This is a genomic window from Nocardia sp. NPDC004340, from assembly GCF_053602575.1.
On sequence record NZ_JBSGDW010000003.1, the window covers coordinates 772,047 to 789,055 of the forward strand.

The window sequence follows — 17,009 nt, forward strand, 5'->3', positions numbered from 1 at the left end:
TAGGTTGGCGAGAACCCCGGAGGGAGGCAAGGTGGGTTCGCAGGGATGGGATGTGCTGATTCAGTGGATGCCGTTTTTTCTCGAGGAGGACGAGGACGCGGACGAATCGGGACTCGGCTGGAATCCCCGTTTCATTCAGGTCCGTGACGAACTCACCGGCCGCCGAGCGCATTTCGCGCAACAGGGCACCGAGATCGAGGTGCTGGTCGCGGTCCCGGAGAACGCCGACGAGGCCGACCGGTTGCTCCGCGTGATCGGCGAGCAGTCCGACGGCACCTGGGATCCGGTCCCGCTGCCGTCCGAATCCGATGCCACCGCACCGGATCCGCAGTGGCGGGCCATGCAGCGCGTGCACCAGCAGCCCCGCCTGGCGCGGGAGTGGAGCACCGGCTGGCAGCGCGAGGAATCGGTCGACCACCGCCGCGGCGTCGCCGAATCCGTGGTCACCGTGCTGCGCGACGGGCTCGGGATGGACGGCGGCCGGTTGCGCTTCGCCACCTGGAGCATGGACGCGCCCGGCACCGGCAGCTACGGCCTGCCCGCCGACCGGCCCAGCGAACGCGGCAAGCCCGTGGTGTGCACGGACTGGGACGATTTCGAGGCGCGGCTGGCCTGGGCGCTGACCACCCTGCCCTGGGACGGCGTCATCAACCTCAGCACCCCGCACCCCGGCCCGGACCCGTGCTTCGTCCAATTCCTGCACGGCAGGCAGCTTTTCAACGAGGCCAGCGGCTGGGACGTGGCCGGACTCGGCGCGAGCGAGTTCGACCGCCGCATGCGCGAGCTGGGCTGGAGCTTCGCCCCGCACAGCGTGCCCGGCGGGGCGGCGCTCATCTGGGAGGGGCCGCTGGCCAAGGCCGGATTCAATCCGAGCCTGTGCGGCGCGCCGCGGCGGACGGTGAAGACCTTCACCGAGGTGTTCACCGTCGGGCATCCGCAGGATCTGGTGTTCCGGGCCTTCCGCAACGGTCGCCGCCGGGATCCGGAATTACGTTATCTGGATATCGAACTCGGGATTCCGCGCGACGTGCGGTGAGCCGCGCGGCATCGTGTCAGGGGCGGCCCGGGGACGGCCTCAGAGGCGACGCAGGTGGATCGGCAGTCCGTCCGCGGGTGTCGGTCCGGTTCCGGCGATGAGGGGCACCTCGTAGCCGGACGGCACGCTCCAGCGGTACCCGAGCAGCATCCGGTGCATGGTCGCCTTGACCGTCATGCCGCCGAAGTACCGGCCGATGCACTTGTGCGCGCCGCCGCCGAAGGGCGGCCAGGCGAAGCGGTGCGACTTGTCCTCGGCGCGCGCGGGATCGAAGCGCTCGGGGTCGAAGATGTCCGGATCGTGCCAATACTCCGCATTGCGCATCATGGAGTACGGACCGACCATGAGCAGCGCGCCCTTGGGGATGAAATAGCCCGCGATCTCGGTGTCCTCCAGGGCTTCTCGCACCATCTGCCCGACCGGGGCGTACATGCGCAGCGTCTCGCGGAAGGCCATCTCCAGGGCGGGCAGCCGGTCCAGGTCGGCGTAGTCGAGGGTCTGCTTGCCCAGCGCCGTCGACTCCGCGCGCAGCCGCTCCTGCCACTCCGGGTGGCGGCCCAGCTCGTAGGCCAGCATGGAGATGGCCAGGGTGCTGGTGTCGTGGGCGGCCATCATCACGAAGATCATGTGGTCGACGATGTCGGCGTCGGTGAAGGACTCGCCGTCCTCGGTCTCGGCGTGGCAGAGCACGCTGAACAGGTCCTGGCCGTCACCGGCCCGCTTGGCGGGCAGCTCGCGGCGGAAGTAGTCCTCGAGCAGCCGGCGGCCGCGCAGGCCCCGATTCCACACGCCGCCGGGCATATTCGTGCGGACGATGGCCTTGCCGCCGTGTACCGCGTCCTCGAAGGCGTGGGAGAGGGCGGTGGCCTCGGGGCCGAGTTCCGCGCCCGCGAACACCACGGTGGCCTGTTCCAGCAGCATCCGCTTGACGTGGTCGTAGAGCGGGAAGTCGGGGGCGGGCAGCCAGGAGTCGACGCCGCGCACGATGCGGGGCGTGGTCAGCTCCAGGTAGCCGATCAGCCGGGGCCGGGTGAACGCCTGCTGCAGGATCCGCCGGTGGTAGCTGTGATCGTCGAAGTCGCGCAACAGGATTCCGCCGCGGAAGAACGGGCCGATCAGGAACTCCCAGCCGCGTTGCGCGGACAGCACATGCTTGCGGTCGAGCAGCACCTCCTCGGTGGCGGCGGGGCTGCCGATGCCGACCACCTGCCGGCCGAACACGCCCATCCACTGGACCGGGCCGTAGCGGCGCATGCGCTCCCGGCTGAAGGTCAGCGGATCGGCGAGGGTGCTCACCACGTAGCCGATGCCGGGCGGACCGTAATCGCCCATCACCGGTTTCAGCCCGCTGCCGGGTGGCGGCGCGGCCAGCGGTCGCGGCACGGTGGGGTACCGCTGCAGCACCCCGGCGGCCCGGCATTGAATTCGATGATTCACCACGGCTTTTCGTACAGCCATGCCTCCACGGTAGCGGAAACGTTAGTTTCCGTAAACGGTCGTTTCCCGATTTCTGTGCCAAGCTGACAGGGTGACGCGAGCTGCCAATGGGACCTATCGCGGCACCACCACCGACGAGCGGCGCGAACAGCGCCGCCGACGGCTGCTGGACGCGGCCCTCGACATCGTCGGCACGCAGGGGCTGGCCGCACTCACGGTGCGCGGGGTGTGCGAACAGGCGAAGGTGGGGCCGCGTTTTTTCTACGAATCGTTCACCGACCTGGACGCGCTGGCCACCGCCCTGCTCGACGAGGTGCAGGGCGAGGCCCTGGAACAGGCCCGCGCCGCCATGACCGACACCCCCGGCGACCCGGAGGCCAAACTGCGCGCCGGGGTGGCGGCGCTGATCATCGGCGTCACCGACGACCCGCGCCGCGCCAATATCGCCTTCGCCCAGGCCTACGGGTCCGAACTGCTCATGCGCCGCCGCTTCGAGGGCATGCGGCGGGTGGCCGAGCTGCTCATCGAGCAGACCCGCGTGCTGCTCGACATTCCCGAAGGCGACGACACCGCACTGACCGCCTTGGCCCAGCTCATCACCGGCGGCGCGGCGGAGCTGATCCTGGTGTGGCTCGACGGCGGCCTGAAGGTCGAGCGACCGGTACTCATCGGCATCGTCGCGGATTACGTTGTGGCCATGGTGGATCGACTGCCCGGCATGCGGTCCCGCCTCCCCGAGACTTCAGCGCCGGACTGAGAACCGTCAGGTTCCGGAACGACCGATTCCGCTGTCCGCTATCTCCTCGACGACGATCTTCGCCGTCTCCATACAGGCGGTGATGCCGCCGTTGGCGTACTCCTTGACCGCGTCGCCGACATTCCAGAGATTGGCGATCGGGGTGTCGTGGGGCAGGTCGTATCCGGCGACGGCCCGCTGGGGTGGCCAGTCGTCGCGGGTGACGGCGATGGACAGGATGCGGGCCCGCTCGAAACCCGGGATCTCCTCGCGCAGATCCTGGAGCACGAGCGCGGTCTCGGCCTCGGCGTCGAAGGTGCCGACCGAGGGTTTGGGCACGCCGGCGCCGACGTAGAGATGCCAGCCCTCGGGCGCCATCTCCGGGCAGGTCGCGGTGAAGTTCGCGACGTAGCACAGCCGCCGGGTGCGGGCGAAGCTGAGCAGCCCGGGCGCGTCGATCAGCGGTTCGCGGCTGGCGAAGTTGACCGAGATCATGGCGCAGGGCAGGTCGCGCTGGAGCACGCTGCCCACGTAGTCCGACGGGAAGTGCTCCGGGCCGACCAGATCCATGGTGGCCGACGGCCCGATGTCACTCACCGCGAAAGCGCAAGTGATGTCCGAGATTTCGCCGTCGTGGCTGATCCGCGCCCCGGTGATCCGATCGCCCTCGACGTGCAGTTGCCGCACCTCGCTGCCGAGCCGGACCTCTCCCCCATTGCGCTCCACCACCTCGGCGAGGGCCTTCCAGATGCCGATGGTGCCCTCGGGGCAGAAGCCGAACTTCTTGAACGCCGCCTTCCGCGTGAAGTAGGTGAGGAACACCCGCGCGGGCAGCTCCTCGGAGCCGACCGCGAAGATGGAACCGCACATATTGCGGAAGATGCCTTGCACCGCATCGTTTTTGGTGTAGCGGCGCACCCAGTCGGCGGTGGACAGCTCCCGATCCGGCAACTCCCCCTCCGCGCGGGCCGACCCGCCGAGCAGCTGGGCGCCGTGGCGGGTCAGCTGGGAGATGAGCAGTCCCCAGCCGCCGGTGGCGATGTCCACGTCGCGGCCGTTGATCCGGTAGAGGATCGGCGGATCCGCCGGGCGCACTTCGAATTTCGCCCCGACCTCCTCGAAGGTCTGTTCGGTGATGCCGCCGAGTTCGATGACGACAGCGCCGGTGTTGATGGTGAATCCGTCGAACTCGGCGGTGGAAGCCCGCCCGCCGACTCGGTCGAGACGTTCGGCCACCAGGGTCCGATAGCCCCGGTGCGAGAGCCGGGCGGCCGCGCACAGCCCGCCCGCTCCGGCTCCGACAACCAGTGCGTCCCACGCGTTCTCGCTCATGGCGAGGCTCCTCAGAGCAGGCTCAGCCCGCTGGGTTCACCCCGGGCTGAGCGTCGGACATATCAGTAATACGGCTCCAATTCTCTCGCACCTGATCCACGCTCGGGACCTCACTGAAGAACACGGGCTTGTTCGCGAACAACTGGGCGCGTTGCACCGAGCCGCCGCCGACCACCAGCACCATGCCGGAGTCGGTGCAGTCCTCGCCCATCAGGTGCGCCACGATCGGGGCGACCTGGGCGGGCGGCAGCTTCTCGAGCATGGCCTCCGAGGCGATGTCGGCGGTCATGCGGGTGGCGGCCATGGGCGCCACGGCATTGACGGTGATGTCGTACTTGCGGCCCTCGATGGCGAGGGTGTTCATCATGCCGACCAGGCCCATCTTGGCGGCGCCGTAGTTGGCCTGACCGAAGTTGCCGTACAGGCCCGAGGTGGAGGTGGCCATGACGACGCGGCCGAAGCCCTGCTCACGGAAGTGCGGCCAGGCGGCGTGGGTGACGTAGAACGAGCCGAACAGGTGCACTCGCTGCACGGATTCGAAGGCCTCGGGGGTCATCTTCACGAAGCTCATGTCGCGCAGGATGCCCGCGTTGTTCACGATGCCGTGCACCGCGCCGAAGCTGTCGATCGCGGTCTGCACCAGCGCCTTCGCGCCCTCTTCGGTGGCGACGCTGTCGTAGTTGGCGACCGCGGTGCCGCCGGCCGCGCGGATCTCCTCGACCACGGCGTCGGCCATATTGTGCCCGGATCCCGAGCCGTCGCGCGCGCCGCCGAGGTCGTTGACCACGACCTGAGCGCCTTCGCGGGCGAGCAGCAGCGCGTACTCGCGACCCAGACCGCCACCGGCTCCGGTGACAATGATGACGCGATCGGTTACACCAGGCATGAATTCTCCTTGCCGTATCTAATAGCTTTTCAGAAGTTAGCAGCAGGGATGCTCCGTCCCTGTGCTACCCGCCACACTCGTCGAGTAACTGGACAATCGATAGGTTGGAGTGGTGATGCCGCACCTGTACCGCCTCCATCCCGAACTCGAGGCGAATCTGCCGCACCTGGCACTGGGCACGAGCCCCACACCGGTGCGACGACTGGACGCCCTCGACACCGCCTGCAAGGGCGGCGCGGAGATCTGGCTCAAGGACGACAGCGTGTTCGGCGACGGCGGCTGGGGCGGCAACAAGGTGCGCAAGCTGGAATGGCTGCTGCCCGACGCGCTGCGGCAGCGCCGCACCACCATCGTCACCGTGGGCGGGCTCGGCACCAACTGGGGGCTGGCCACCGCGCTCTACGGGCGCGAGCACGGACTGAAAACCGTTCTGGCACTGATCGATCAGCCCGAGGACGACCATGTGCGCGCCCAGCTGAAGCGACTGCGGGACTCGGGCGCGGAGCTGCACTTCACCCACTCCAAGGCCCGGACCATCCTGAGCGCGCCGTACCTGCTGGCGCGGCATTTCACCGGATTCCGGCCGCCGTACTTCCTGCCGGCGGGCGGGTCGTCGGCGGTGGGTGCGATCGGATACGTCGAGGCGGCACTGGAATTGGCCGAGCAGGTCCGGGCCGGGGAACTGCCGGAACCGAGTCACATCGTGATCCCGGTCGGTTCGGGCGGGACGGCGGCGGGGCTGTCGCTGGGATTGCGGCTGGCGGGGCTGCAGACCCACGTGGTGGGCGTGGTCGTCAACGACACCCTGCGGCTGGACGAGCCGACGCTGACCGGGCTGGCCGGGCGATGCGCGAAGCTGCTGCGCGCACGCGGCGCGCGGATCCCCGAGAACATCTCCCCCGCGGGCAATCTGGATATCGTGACCGAGTATCTGGGCCCGGGCTACGGCTATCCGATGCCGGAAGCCGCTACCGCACAGGCGCTCTCTGCCGATCGGGAGCACATGACCCTGGAGCCGGTCTACACCGCCAAGGCCATGGCCGCGCTGCTGGACATGAACGCGCACGGCCGGTTCGGCGACGGTCCGGTGGTGTATCTCAACACCAACGGACCGCGCTGACACCGGATTTCGCGTCCCTCACGCGGTCGCCAGCTTGGCGGCCAGGAAGTCCTCCCAGGTGCGCTGCCCCACGGCGTGCTCGGGGGTCAGGTTCGCGCCCGTCGCGTACACCCGGGCCGCCTTGCCGGGGGCCTTCACGGTGAACACCGGGCGGCGACGGCCGGTGGCCGCCAGATAGCTGCGCTCGAGTTCCTTCATGGTGTAGATGCGCGGGCCGCCGATCTCCTCGACCAGTCCGGCGGGCTCGCCCTGCACCAGTTCCACCAATCGCGCTGCCACCTCACCGGTTTCGATGGGCTGGAAGCGGAAATCGAACGCGGGCACCACCGGCATCCTGCCCATGGCCGACACCATGGTGAAGAGCAGATCGTGGAACTGGGTGGCGCGCAGCGTGGTCCAGGGCAGGCCCGAGTTCTCCACCACCAGTTCGGCGTCGCGCTTCGAGGCCATGTAGCCCATCACCTGCCGGTCGATGGCGCTCTCCACCGGGACCCGCTCCGCGCCGACCACCGAGATGTAGACCAGGTGCGGGAACGCCCCGGCGGCATTGATGGCGTCGACCAGGACGCGGGTCTTGTCGCCGTCGCCCTTGGTGGTGCCCGCCAGGTGCAGCACAGTGTCCACGCCCGCGACCGCCTCGGCGATGCCCGCGCCGGTCTCCAGGTCGCCGGCCACGAACTCGATGCCGTCCTTCGCCTCGTGCGCGCTGCGGCTGAGCACCCGCACATCCAGTCCGGCCTGCCGCAGCAGCGGAGTGACCAGGCTGCCCAGGGTGCCCGTGCCGCCGGTGACCAGAACCGTCTTCGCCATGATGACCATCTCCTTCGTCTCGCGCCGCCGCTGCGGTGGCGTCCTGCCTTGATGACGACGCGGGCCCCGCGGGTGTGACACGACGTGACCGGCGGCACAGCGCGGGCGGGTCGTAGGCTGGCCACATGCCCGATCCCGGTTCCCCGCAGCGGTTCGAGCGACTGCTGGAGCTGGTCTCCGGCCGCCGCGTCGCGGTGCTGACCGGCGCGGGCATCTCCACCGACAGCGGCATCCCCGACTACCGCAGCCCCGGCGCGCCGCCGCGGACCCCGATGACCTATCAGCAGTTCGTCGGCGATCCGGTGTTCCGCCAACGGTATTGGGCCCGCAACCACGTCGGCTGGCGGCGCATGGACGCGGCCCGGCCGAACCCCTCGCATCACGCGCTGGCCCGGCTGGAGCGCGCGGGCATCGTGACCGGGCTGCTCACCCAGAACGTGGATCTGCTGCACACCAAGGCCGGGCATCGCCGGGTGATCGACCTGCACGGCGTCTACGCCCGCGTCCGCTGCCTGTCGTGCGAGGCGCTGACCTCGCGCATGACCCTGGCCGACCGCCTCGAGGCCGCCAATCCCGGCTTCGCCGAATCGGTTCCGCTCGACGGCCTCGAGGTCGCCCCCGACGCCGACGCCGTGGTGGCAGACACCTCCTCCTTCCGCATGGTCGACTGCCTGACCTGCGGCGGGCTCCTCAAGCCCGACATCGTCTACTTCGGCGAATCCGTGCCCAAGCCGCGCGTCGCCGCCTCGTTCGAGCTGGTGGACGACGCCGACGCCCTGCTGGTCGTGGGCTCCTCGCTCACGGTCATGTCGGGCCTGCGGTTCGCCCGCCGTACCGCCAAGTCCGGCCGCCCGGTCGTCATCGTCAATCGCGGCCGCACCCGCGCCGACGATCTCGCGGCCCTGACCCTCGACACCGGTTGCGCCCCGGTCCTCACCGCCCTCGCCGACGCCCTGGTCGCCTGAAGCCGGGCCCTGCCTCAGGTGAGGTGCCGATCGAGCAGGGCCAGGTAGTAGAACACCGGTTCGAGGGTGAGCAGGCCGGTGCCCGCTCCCGCCAATTCGGTCGCGGCCGGCGCCAATTGGTCGCGCAGACGCGCGATCAACGGTTGCTCGCCGAGGGCGACGGCGGCTCGGGCGAGCAGGCACAGGCGCAGTTCGAACAAGAGATCGCGGGGCGGCGCGGGCAAGGCCAGCAGGGCGGCCCGGGCCGCGGCGGAGTCGCCCCGGTCGAGCAGGACCAAGGGGCGGACCCACGGGGCGTGCGCGCCCAGGTCGGAGAGATCCTCGCGGGCGATCGGTTCGCCGTGGCGCAGGCGCAGGCAGAGGAGGGCCAAGGGGAGCAGGCCGCGCTGGACGCCCGGCATGGCGGTGCCGGAATGGGCGGCGCTGGCCGAGCGGTAGGCGGCTTCGGCCTCCTGCAGGGTTGCGGTGATCGAGGTGCGCAGGGCCGCGTACCAGCGGGTGAAGAAGGGCACCAGCGGGAGTTCGTAGCGGTCGGCGAGGGCGTCGGCGGCCTCGGCGTGCTGGTCGGCGGCGTCGAAATCGGCGGTGGCGCTGAGGGCCTGGATGCGCACGAGGTGGCCCAGGACTTCGAAGGTGACCAGACCCGCGGCCTGGGACACGGCGATCAGTTCCGCGCCGAGGGCGGCGCGTTCGGGAGCGAGGCCCGCGCGGTCGAAGGTGTTCAGGAAGCGGGCGTTCAGGGTCAGGGCACGCAGCGTGGGGTTGTTCAGGTGGGCCGCGAGTGCTACGGCGGACTCCGCGGCGGCGCGGCCCCGGGCCGGGTCGGTGGCGCGTAGTTCGAGGGCGATGGTGGTGAACAGCCGGCAGCGCAGTTCCGGGTCGGCGGTGGGCATCTCGCGCAAGACTCGTTCGGCGGCGGCGACCACGGTGCGGGTGAGCTCCGGGTCGTCGGGCTCGGTCCAGACGGTCGGGACGTCGAAGGCGACGATCACCCGCGCGGTCAGTTCGGGATCACCGAGTTCGGCCGCAGATCGAATCGCCTCGGCCCGTGAGCTGCCCGCCTCCGGAAGCCGGCCGATCACCGCCAGCGCGCGCACCAGGCCCATGGTCGCCTCGAGTCCGGCCCGCACATCCCCGGCGCGCCGGTACCCGGTCACCGCGTCCGACCAGAGCCGGGCCGCCTCGTGCGGGGCGAACACCCGCTCGGCGGCGGAGGCGGCGCGGCGCGCGTACTGTCCGGCGCGGGCGGCGGTCGCGCGGGTCGCCGCGCGGCCGAAATGGTGTGCCAGGACGGCGGGATCGGCCGTGCCGGTCGCTTCGAGCAGCGTCGCGATCCTGGCGTGCCATGCCGAGCGGCGGGGTCCGGGGATATCGCCGTAGACGACCTCCCGTACCAGGGCGTGCGCGAAAGATGTTCCCGCCGTCTCGGATTCGTCGAGGAAGCCTGCACGCAGGGCCGCGGTGACAGCCACATCGGTGAGCTGCTCGTCACCGGTCAGCGCCGTCAGCACCTCGAAGTCGAGCTCGGGCCCGGCGACCGCGGCTTGCTCGAGCACCGCCCGGTGCGGCTCCGCCAGTCGCTGTACCCGGTGCCGCACCACATCCCGGACTCCGGCGGGGACCGCGGCCAGAGCGGTCGCGCCCTCGTCGCGCCACAGCCGCGCCAGCTCCCGGAGGTAGAACGGATTTCCTTGTCCGCGAGCGTCGATCCGGCGCAACGCACCGGCGTCGATCCCGGGTCCCGCGACCTCGCGGACCAACTCCGCGACCGCTTCCCGGTCCAGTCCGCCCAGTTGCACGCGTACCGGCTCAGCCCGGGCCAGGCGCGCCAACGCCGCCGCCAGCCCCGGCTCCACATCGGTGCCGCGATACGTGGCGACCAGCAGCACAGGACCCGAGACCGGTGTGGTCGCCAACGCCGTGAGCAGTTCCAGGGTCTCCTCCCCCGCCCAGTGCAGGTCGTCGAAGACGACCAGCACCGGCGCGTTGCGGGCGACCATGCCCAGCTGGTCGACGGCCGCGTGCCGGGCCCGGAAGCGCTCCACCGCCGGGTCCGCGATCCCGCTGTTCGCGCCGGCGATCTCGGCTGGCGTCTCGGCATTCGACGCCGTGTCCGTCGTAGACACCGTCGCCGCATACCCCGCCGCGGCGAGCCGGGCCGCGATCCGGATCCACGGCCAGTTCGGTGGCGCGCCGCGATCCGCGGGACTCGATCCCCACGCGACGATCCAGCCGCGCTCGGCCAGCACCGCCGAAACCGTCTCGGCGAGAGCGGTTTTCCCAGCGCCCTCGATCCCCGAAACCAGCACCAGCTCCGCGCGGCCGGTCGTCACGATCCGTGCCGCCGTCTCCGCGATCCGCCGCCGTTCGTCCGAGCGTCCCACGAAGATCCCCCGAGCGCCTGGGCTCGCCTGGGCCGCACTCGCGCCGCCGAGCACCGATCCGCCGACAGCTGTTCCCACGGATGCGGCGGCGGCACGGTGCTGTTCGACAGAAGCCGCATCGCCGAGATATGTGTCCGCAGCGTCGATCTGCGTTGCCCGAGCGGTGAGATGTGATGCCTGGGCATCGAGATGCGGTGCCTGCGCGAGGATGTCGGCTTCCAGGCGACGCAGGGCCGGACCCGGATCCACGCCGAGTTCGTCGCGGAGGTCGCGGCGGACAGCGCGCAGCGCGGCGAGCGCGTCGGCCTGGCGACCCGACCGGTAGTGCGCCAATGCCACAGTGTGCCAGGCCGGTTCACGCAGCGGATGCTCGTGCAGGTGCGCTTCGAGCGCGAGCACCGCCTCGGTCTGGCGGCCGAGGTCGCTCAAAGCCCGGGCGCGGAGTTCGACTGCCTGGGAACGCGCTTCGCCGAGCCGGACGATCTCGGCCCGCGCCCAGGACCGGTCCGCGAGTTCGGCGTACGCCGGGCCCCGCCAGAGACCCAGGGCCGTTTCGAGATCCGATAGTGCCGCGGCCGGGTCGGCGGGCGCGTTCGCGGCGGCGGCGCGGGTCAGTGCCGCGAAGCGATCGGCGTCCACCTGGCCGTCGGTGGTTCGCAGCGCGTACCCGGGCGCCGAGGTGACCAGCAGCCGGGCGGGCGCGCGGGGCGGGCGCTCCGGTTCGAGGACGCGGCGCAGGTCGGAGACGAAGGTCTGAATGGTTCCGGTCGGGTCGCGAGGCGGCCGCTCCCAGAGATCGCCGACGAGTTGCGAGACCGGGACCACGCGGCCGTGCGCGATCAGCAGCCGAGCCAGCAGGGCTCGGTGCCGCGGGCCCTTGAGGGCCAGCGGTCCGTGCGCGTTCTCGGCCCGGAGCGGTCCGAGAACCCCGAAGGTCACCACGTCCGCCGACTCTATCGCCGGGTCCGGCGAACCCGGCACTGAGCCGATGCTGACCGGCTGCTGAGCGGGTCGCGACAAGCTCGGCCGGTACCGAGCACCACCTGGAAAGGACCACCATGAGCCCGCGCATCCCCGGATTCGACTACCAGCGCGTCACCGTCGCCGACGGAGTCGCACTGCATGCGGCGGTCGCCGGATCCGGCAGCCCCATCGTGCTGCTGCACGGCTTCCCGCAGACCCATCTCATGTGGCGGCACGTGGCCGCGGACCTGGCCGCCGACCACACCGTCATCTGCCCGGATCTGCGGGGCTACGGCGACAGCGACAAACCCCTTGACAGTGATGGCGACACGTACTCGAAGCGCACCATGGGCAATGACATCGTCGCCCTGGCACAGGCTTTCGGCCACGAGACCTTCGCGCTGGCCGGGCACGACCGGGGCGCGTTGGTCGCCATCCGCACCGCGCTCGATCATCCCGGGCACGTCACCCACCTGGCGTCGCTGGATGTGCTGCCGACCCTCGACATGTGGGATGTCCTGCACGGCGTGACCGGCGCCATCGGTTTCCATCTCTACCTGATGGCCCAACCGGCCGGACTGCCCGAACAGCTCATCGGCGCGAGCCCGGACGCCTTCTTCGGCCACTTCCTCGACAGCTGGACCCAGCGCCCCGACGCCATTCCCGGCGAGATCCGCGCGGCCTACCTCGCCGCCTGCCGCGCGGCGGTCCCGTCGATCGTGGCCGACTGTCGCGCCTCGGCGAATATCGATCTCGCGCACGACCGGACCGACCGCGAGGCGGGCCGCACCCTGCGCATGCCGGTGACCGTGCTGCAGCAGGACTGGGGTTCCTTCCTCGGCTTCGACGCCGCCGCCCTGTGGCGCGCCTGGGCACCGGACCTACGTCACGGCACCGTCGGTTGCGGCCATTTCATGGCCGAGGAAGCGCCCGACGACATCGTGCGCGAGCTGCGTGATCTGATGCGACGCTAGTCCCGGACCTCGAGGCGGCGGACCAGCGCGACCAGCGCGGCGCGCAGGGTCTCGGGATTGTCGGTGTCCGCGCCCAGGATCATCCGGACCACCTGCGGCGCGGCGAACCACCAGGCCGCCAGCGCCGCGACGGCGTAGAGCAGATAGCCGGGCGCGACATCGTCGGGCAGCGTCCCGGCCCGTTGCGCGGATGCCAACGCGGCGACCTTGTCGGCGTAGTGCGAGGCCCGGGCCGACTCCGCGGGCAGCTCGCCGGCCTGTGGCTGTAGGCCCTCCCAGTACATGAGCCGCAGGAACTGCGGGTGGGTGTGGTGGAAGTCGAAGACGTGGCCGGCGTACTCGGCGAGGTCCCCGGCGGTGCCGGCGGAGAGCGGGCTGGCCGCGGCGAGCTGTTCCAGCTGGTCGGTGAGGACGGCTTCGAACAGGCCGCGTTTGTCGCCGAAGTACTGGTAGATGCGTTCCTTGTTGATGCCGGCGCGGGTCGCGATGGCATTGACCCGGGCGCCGTCGGGCCCGCGTTCGGCGAACTCGTGGACGGCCGCCTCGAGCAGCAGTCGTCTGGTTCTCTCGGTATCCCACGCCATGGGGTCCATCCAACCATCTCCAACCGGATGGTTGCGGTTGGGCTCGCGGCTGTGGCAAACTCCAACCATTCAGTTGCAACCGTTTGGTTGCGGATGGTCGAGGCGAAGCAGGAGGTGGCGTCGTGCCCGAGTTGCGCTCACGCACGGTCACGCACGGTCGGAACATGGCGGGGGCCCGCGCGCTCATGCGCGCCAGCGGAGTCCCGTCGGCCGATATCGGCCGCAAGCCGGTGGTCGCGATCGCGAACAGCTTCACCGAGTTCGTGCCCGGCCACACCCATCTACAGCCGGTCGGGCGGATGGTGTCCGAAGCGGTGCGCGCCGCGGGCGGCATCCCGCGCGAGTTCAACACCATCGCCGTCGACGACGGAATCGCCATGGGGCACAGCGGAATGCTGTACTCGCTGCCGTCGCGGGACCTGATCGCGGACTCGATCGAATACATGGTGAACGCGCACTGCGCCGACGCTCTGGTGTGCATCTCCAACTGCGACAAGATCACCCCGGGCATGCTGATGGCCGCGCTGCGGCTGAACATCCCGACCGTGTTCGTCTCCGGCGGCCCCATGGAGGGCGGTAGCGCGGTGCTGGTCGACGGCACCGTGCGCAGCCGCCTGGATCTCATCACCACCATGGCCGACGCGGTCTCCCCCGACGTCTCCGACGCCGACCTCGCCCTCATCGAGGAGAACGCCTGCCCCACTTGCGGCTCCTGCGCGGGCATGTTCACCGCCAATTCGATGAACTGCCTGACCGAGGCACTCGGCCTGGCCCTGCCCGGCAACGGCACCACCCTGGCCACCCACACCGCCCGCGCCGAGCTGTACCGCGACGCCGGGCGCACGGTGATGGAGCTGACCCGCCGCTACTACGACGAGGACGACGCCGGGGTCCTGCCCCGGAACATCGCCTCCCGCGACGCCTTCGACAACGCCATGGCCCTGGATCTGGCCATGGGCGGCTCCACCAACACCGTCCTGCACCTGCTCGCCGCCGCGCACGAGGCGGGTCTGGACTACACCCTCACCGAGATCGAGAAGATGTCGCTGCAGGTGCCCTGCCTGTGCAAGGTCGCGCCCAACGGCGAGTACCTGATGGAGGACGTGCACCGGGCGGGCGGCATCCCCGCGCTGCTGGGCGAGCTCGACCGAGCGGGGCTGCTGCACCGCGATGTGCGTGCGGTGCACGCGGATTCACTCGTCACGTGGCTGAACGACTGGGACGTGCGCGGGGGCCGGCCGTCCGCGGCGGCGCTCGACCTGTTCCACGCCGCGCCGGGCGGTAAGCGGTCCGCCACCGCCTTCTCCCAGTCCGAGCGGTGGCATTCCCTGGACCTGGACGCGGCCCAGGGGTGCATTCACGATGTGGCGCACGCCTTCTCCCGCGACGGCGGGCTGGCGGTGTTGCGCGGCAACCTGTCCCCCGACGGCGCGGTGGTGAAGTCGGCGGGCGTGGCCGCGCACATGCACACCTTCACCGGTCCGGCCCTGGTGGTGGAGTCGCAGGAGGACGCCGTCGAGGCGATCCTGTCGCGCCGCATCAAGTCCGGTGACGTGCTGGTCATCCGCTACGAGGGTCCCAGCGGCGGGCCGGGCATGCAGGAGATGCTGTACCCGACGTCGTATCTGAAGGGCCTGGGCCTGGCCGGGGAATGCGCGCTGATCACCGACGGCCGCTTCTCGGGCGGCTCCTCGGGCTGCTCGATCGGCCACATCTCCCCCGAGGCGGCGGCGGGCGGCCCGCTGGCGCTGGTGCGCGACGGCGACTCGATCACGATCGACATCCCGTCCCGCACCCTCACCATGGACGTGCCCGACGCCGAATTGGCCAGGCGGCGCGCGGAACTGGAGGCGACCGGCGGCTACCGGCCGCGGCACCGCGAACGGCAGGTCTCCCCCGCCCTCAGAACCTATGCGCTGCTGGCCACCTCGGCGGACCGGGGAGCGGTGCGCGACACCACGCTGCTCCCCGGCTGAGCCCGCACTGCGGCAGCTCCACCCGCTGGGCGATCAGCGGGTGGAGCGGGGGGCTCCGATACCGGGGTCGATGCGGGCGGGCCCGGCGGCGTTGGGAGTGATCGGGAAGTCGAAGATCGCGGTCGGGATGTAGACGGTGGCACACGAGTTGGGGATGTCGACCACGCCGGAGAATCGGCCTTCCACGGGAGCGGCGCCGAGCAGCAGGTACGCCTGCTCCCGCGAGTAGCCGAAGTTCGTCAGGTAGTCGATCGCATGCAGGCAGGCCCGTTCGAACGCCAATTGCGAGTCCAGGTACCGCTGTTCGCCGTCGAGGGTCACCGAAGTGCCGGAGAAGGCGAGGAATTCGGAGTAGACCGGTCCTTCGTTGCCGGGCAGGAACACCGCGTTCTCGGTGACGCCGTACAGCTGCATCCCGTTCTTGATGACGTCCACGCGCAGGTCGATGAACCCGCCCATTTCGATCGCGCCGCAGAAGGTGATCTCGCCGTCGCCCTGGGAGAAGTGCAGGTCCCCCACCGATAGGTTCGCGCCGGGCACGAAGACGGGATAGAAGACGCGGCTGCCGCGGGTGAGGTTCTTGATGTCCTGATTGCCGCCGTTCTCGCGGGGCGGGGCGGTGCGGGCGGCTTCCCGTGCGACACGGTCGTATTCGGCTCCGAACAGGGCGCCCAGGACGGCGTCACGCGGTTCGGGCGGCAGAGCCAGCGGGGGCACGCGTTCAGGGTCGGTGGCGATGAGGGCGGCCTCGCGAGAATTCCAGGTGGACAGCAGCCCCGCCGAGGGCGCGGTACCCATCAGCCCGGGATGCATGATACCGGTGAACTTCACGCGCGGAATGTGCCGCGAGGTGGTGGTGTGGCCACTGAAATCCCAGATGGCCTTGTACGCGTCGGGGAAATGCTCGGTGAGGAAGCCGCCACCGTTGTCGGTCGGGAAGATGCCGGTGTAGCCCCAGCCCTGCCCGGCCAGCGGGCCCGCGTCCTCCTGCGGGATCGGGCCGATATCGAGGATGTCGACGATGAGCAGGTCGCCCGGTTCCGCGCCCTCGATCGCGAACGGGCCCGACAGGCAGTGCACGGTGCTCAGTGGGGCGTCGCGGACGTCGTCGGCGGAGTCGTCGTTGCGGATCGCGCCGTCGAACCATTCGCGCACATGCACCCGGAACTCCGTGCCGGGGGTGACGGTGACGACGGGCGGGATGTCGGGATGCCAGCGGTTGTGGCCGACGAACTTCTGGTCGGTGAACTTCTTGGTGGAATCGAGCGGGTACTGCAGTTCGGGCATGGGTGGACTCCTCGGTGTCAGGGACGGGGAAGCTTGCGGTGCAGGGGGTTTCGGCTGACCGGGGTGCGGCCGCCGCCGGGCGGGGCCGACACCACCGGCGGTCGCGACGCGGTGGCCGCGGTGGCGTCGAGCAACCGCATGGCCGGTGTCGAGCCGTGCAACAGCACACCGCCGCCGATCCGCCGCCGCGCCGGCCGGCCGCAGTGCGGACAGGGCGACTCGGCCGGCACGTCGGCCATGGAGTGCACGCGGTCGAAGGCGCCGCAGTCGCGGCAGGCGAACTCGTAACTGGGCACGCGGGCGCTCCTTTCTCTCCGGCGGCCACGCCGGATTTTGTTTTCATATGTAGCTATTTCAGTTGACCACGATACGGAGCGCTGCGGATCGCGGCGGCGAAACCACTGGGTTAACTGGTAGTTACGGGATATCCCGCCGGTATCCGGGATGTTAAGTTTCATTTGCACTATCTTCAAATGAAACTATTCGACATATGGTCTGTTCTCGTTGCGTACCCGAGGC

14 protein-coding genes are annotated in these 17,009 nt (G+C 70.3%); 6 read left to right on the forward strand and 8 right to left on the reverse strand.

Annotated elements, in window-relative coordinates; all coding sequences use genetic code 11:
* Positions 1-67: 67 nt before the first annotated feature.
* On the forward strand, positions 68-1,036 hold the full coding sequence (locus tag ACWEOI_RS15705) for a TY-Chap domain-containing protein (protein WP_433666349.1): 969 nt from the start codon (positions 68-70) through the stop codon (positions 1,034-1,036).
* Positions 1,037-1,075: 39 nt separating this feature from the next.
* On the opposite strand, the gene ACWEOI_RS15710 is transcribed toward ACWEOI_RS15705, so the two are convergent.
* A complete protein-coding gene (locus ACWEOI_RS15710) occupies positions 1,076-2,494 on the reverse strand; it encodes a cytochrome P450 (RefSeq protein WP_452360013.1) in 1,419 nt (472 codons plus the stop codon).
* Positions 2,495-2,564: 70 nt separating this feature from the next.
* Between ACWEOI_RS15710 and ACWEOI_RS15715 the strand changes: the two genes are divergently transcribed.
* Positions 2,565-3,230, forward strand: coding sequence for a TetR/AcrR family transcriptional regulator (locus ACWEOI_RS15715; RefSeq protein ID WP_452360014.1), 666 nt, complete (start codon positions 2,565-2,567; stop codon positions 3,228-3,230).
* A 6-nt stretch (positions 3,231-3,236) separates the two neighbouring features.
* Here the strand turns inward: ACWEOI_RS15715 and ACWEOI_RS15720 are convergent, their stop codons facing one another.
* Positions 3,237-4,541, reverse strand: coding sequence for an FAD-dependent oxidoreductase (locus ACWEOI_RS15720; RefSeq protein ID WP_433666351.1), 1,305 nt, complete (start codon positions 4,539-4,541; stop codon positions 3,237-3,239).
* 22 nt (positions 4,542-4,563) lie between these two features.
* A complete protein-coding gene (locus ACWEOI_RS15725; protein WP_452360015.1) occupies positions 4,564-5,427 on the reverse strand; it encodes an SDR family oxidoreductase in 864 nt (287 codons plus the stop codon).
* A gap of 115 nt (positions 5,428-5,542) precedes the next feature.
* Here ACWEOI_RS15725 and ACWEOI_RS15730 point away from each other — a divergent pair, with 115 nt between their 5' ends.
* Positions 5,543-6,547, forward strand: coding sequence for a 1-aminocyclopropane-1-carboxylate deaminase/D-cysteine desulfhydrase (locus ACWEOI_RS15730; protein WP_452360016.1), 1,005 nt, complete (start codon positions 5,543-5,545; stop codon positions 6,545-6,547).
* Positions 6,548-6,565: 18 nt separating this feature from the next.
* Here ACWEOI_RS15730 and ACWEOI_RS15735 read toward each other — a convergent pair whose 3' ends face one another.
* Positions 6,566-7,357, reverse strand: coding sequence for an SDR family oxidoreductase (locus ACWEOI_RS15735; RefSeq protein WP_452360017.1), 792 nt, complete (start codon positions 7,355-7,357; stop codon positions 6,566-6,568).
* Between the two features lie 125 nt (positions 7,358-7,482).
* Here ACWEOI_RS15735 and ACWEOI_RS15740 point away from each other — a divergent pair, with 125 nt between their 5' ends.
* Positions 7,483-8,322: an NAD-dependent protein deacetylase gene (locus tag ACWEOI_RS15740; protein WP_433666354.1), complete on the forward strand. Its 840-nt coding sequence runs from the start codon at positions 7,483-7,485 to the stop codon at positions 8,320-8,322.
* Positions 8,323-8,336: 14 nt separating this feature from the next.
* Here ACWEOI_RS15740 and ACWEOI_RS15745 read toward each other — a convergent pair whose 3' ends face one another.
* The gene (locus tag ACWEOI_RS15745) at positions 8,337-11,687 is read right to left on the reverse strand and encodes a BTAD domain-containing putative transcriptional regulator (RefSeq protein WP_452360018.1); all 3,351 of its coding nucleotides are present in this window, start codon (positions 11,685-11,687) and stop codon (positions 8,337-8,339) included.
* A gap of 77 nt (positions 11,688-11,764) precedes the next feature.
* Here ACWEOI_RS15745 and ACWEOI_RS15750 point away from each other — a divergent pair, with 77 nt between their 5' ends.
* A complete protein-coding gene (locus ACWEOI_RS15750) occupies positions 11,765-12,643 on the forward strand; it encodes an alpha/beta fold hydrolase (protein ID WP_452360019.1) in 879 nt (292 codons plus the stop codon).
* On the opposite strand, the gene ACWEOI_RS15755 is transcribed toward ACWEOI_RS15750, so the two are convergent.
* The gene (locus ACWEOI_RS15755) at positions 12,640-13,227 is read right to left on the reverse strand and encodes a TetR family transcriptional regulator (RefSeq protein WP_433666357.1); all 588 of its coding nucleotides are present in this window, start codon (positions 13,225-13,227) and stop codon (positions 12,640-12,642) included. The two genes, ACWEOI_RS15750 and ACWEOI_RS15755, sit on opposite strands and share 4 nt — an antisense overlap.
* Before the next feature lie 122 nt (positions 13,228-13,349).
* On the opposite strand from ACWEOI_RS15755, the gene ilvD reads away from it, so the two are divergent.
* Positions 13,350-15,203: a dihydroxy-acid dehydratase gene (gene ilvD / locus ACWEOI_RS15760; RefSeq protein WP_452360020.1), complete on the forward strand. Its 1,854-nt coding sequence runs from the start codon at positions 13,350-13,352 to the stop codon at positions 15,201-15,203.
* Positions 15,204-15,236: 33 nt separating this feature from the next.
* On the opposite strand, the gene fmdA is transcribed toward ilvD, so the two are convergent.
* Positions 15,237-16,490 carry a formamidase gene (gene fmdA, locus ACWEOI_RS15765; RefSeq protein ID WP_452360021.1) on the reverse strand — a complete coding sequence of 418 codons (1,254 nt, stop codon included), beginning with the start codon at positions 16,488-16,490 and terminating at the stop codon, positions 15,237-15,239.
* 17 nt (positions 16,491-16,507) lie between these two features.
* The gene (locus ACWEOI_RS15770; protein WP_379275419.1) at positions 16,508-16,786 is read right to left on the reverse strand and encodes an FmdB family zinc ribbon protein; all 279 of its coding nucleotides are present in this window, start codon (positions 16,784-16,786) and stop codon (positions 16,508-16,510) included.
* Positions 16,787-17,009: the final 223 nt, after the last annotated feature.

Excerpts from the sequence above, each read along its gene's own strand:
- ACWEOI_RS15725 (WP_452360015.1), bottom strand. The coding sequence starts at position 5,427 with ATGCCTGGTGTAACCGATCGCGTCATCATTGTCACCGGAGCCGGTGGC.
- fmdA (WP_452360021.1), bottom strand. The coding sequence starts at position 16,490 with ATGCCCGAACTGCAGTACCCGCTCGATTCCACCAAGAAGTTCACCGAC.
- ACWEOI_RS15755 (WP_433666357.1), bottom strand. The coding sequence starts at position 13,227 with ATGGCGTGGGATACCGAGAGAACCAGACGACTGCTGCTCGAGGCGGCC.
- ACWEOI_RS15705 (WP_433666349.1), top strand. The coding sequence starts at position 68 with ATGCCGTTTTTTCTCGAGGAGGACGAGGACGCGGACGAATCGGGACTC.
- ACWEOI_RS15750 (WP_452360019.1), top strand. The coding sequence starts at position 11,765 with ATGAGCCCGCGCATCCCCGGATTCGACTACCAGCGCGTCACCGTCGCC.
- ACWEOI_RS15720 (WP_433666351.1), bottom strand. The coding sequence starts at position 4,541 with ATGAGCGAGAACGCGTGGGACGCACTGGTTGTCGGAGCCGGAGCGGGC.
- ACWEOI_RS15710 (WP_452360013.1), bottom strand. The coding sequence starts at position 2,494 with ATGGCTGTACGAAAAGCCGTGGTGAATCATCGAATTCAATGCCGGGCC.
- ACWEOI_RS15740 (WP_433666354.1), top strand. The coding sequence starts at position 7,483 with ATGCCCGATCCCGGTTCCCCGCAGCGGTTCGAGCGACTGCTGGAGCTG.
- ACWEOI_RS15735 (WP_452360017.1), bottom strand. The coding sequence starts at position 7,357 with ATGGCGAAGACGGTTCTGGTCACCGGCGGCACGGGCACCCTGGGCAGC.
- ACWEOI_RS15730 (WP_452360016.1), top strand. The coding sequence starts at position 5,543 with ATGCCGCACCTGTACCGCCTCCATCCCGAACTCGAGGCGAATCTGCCG.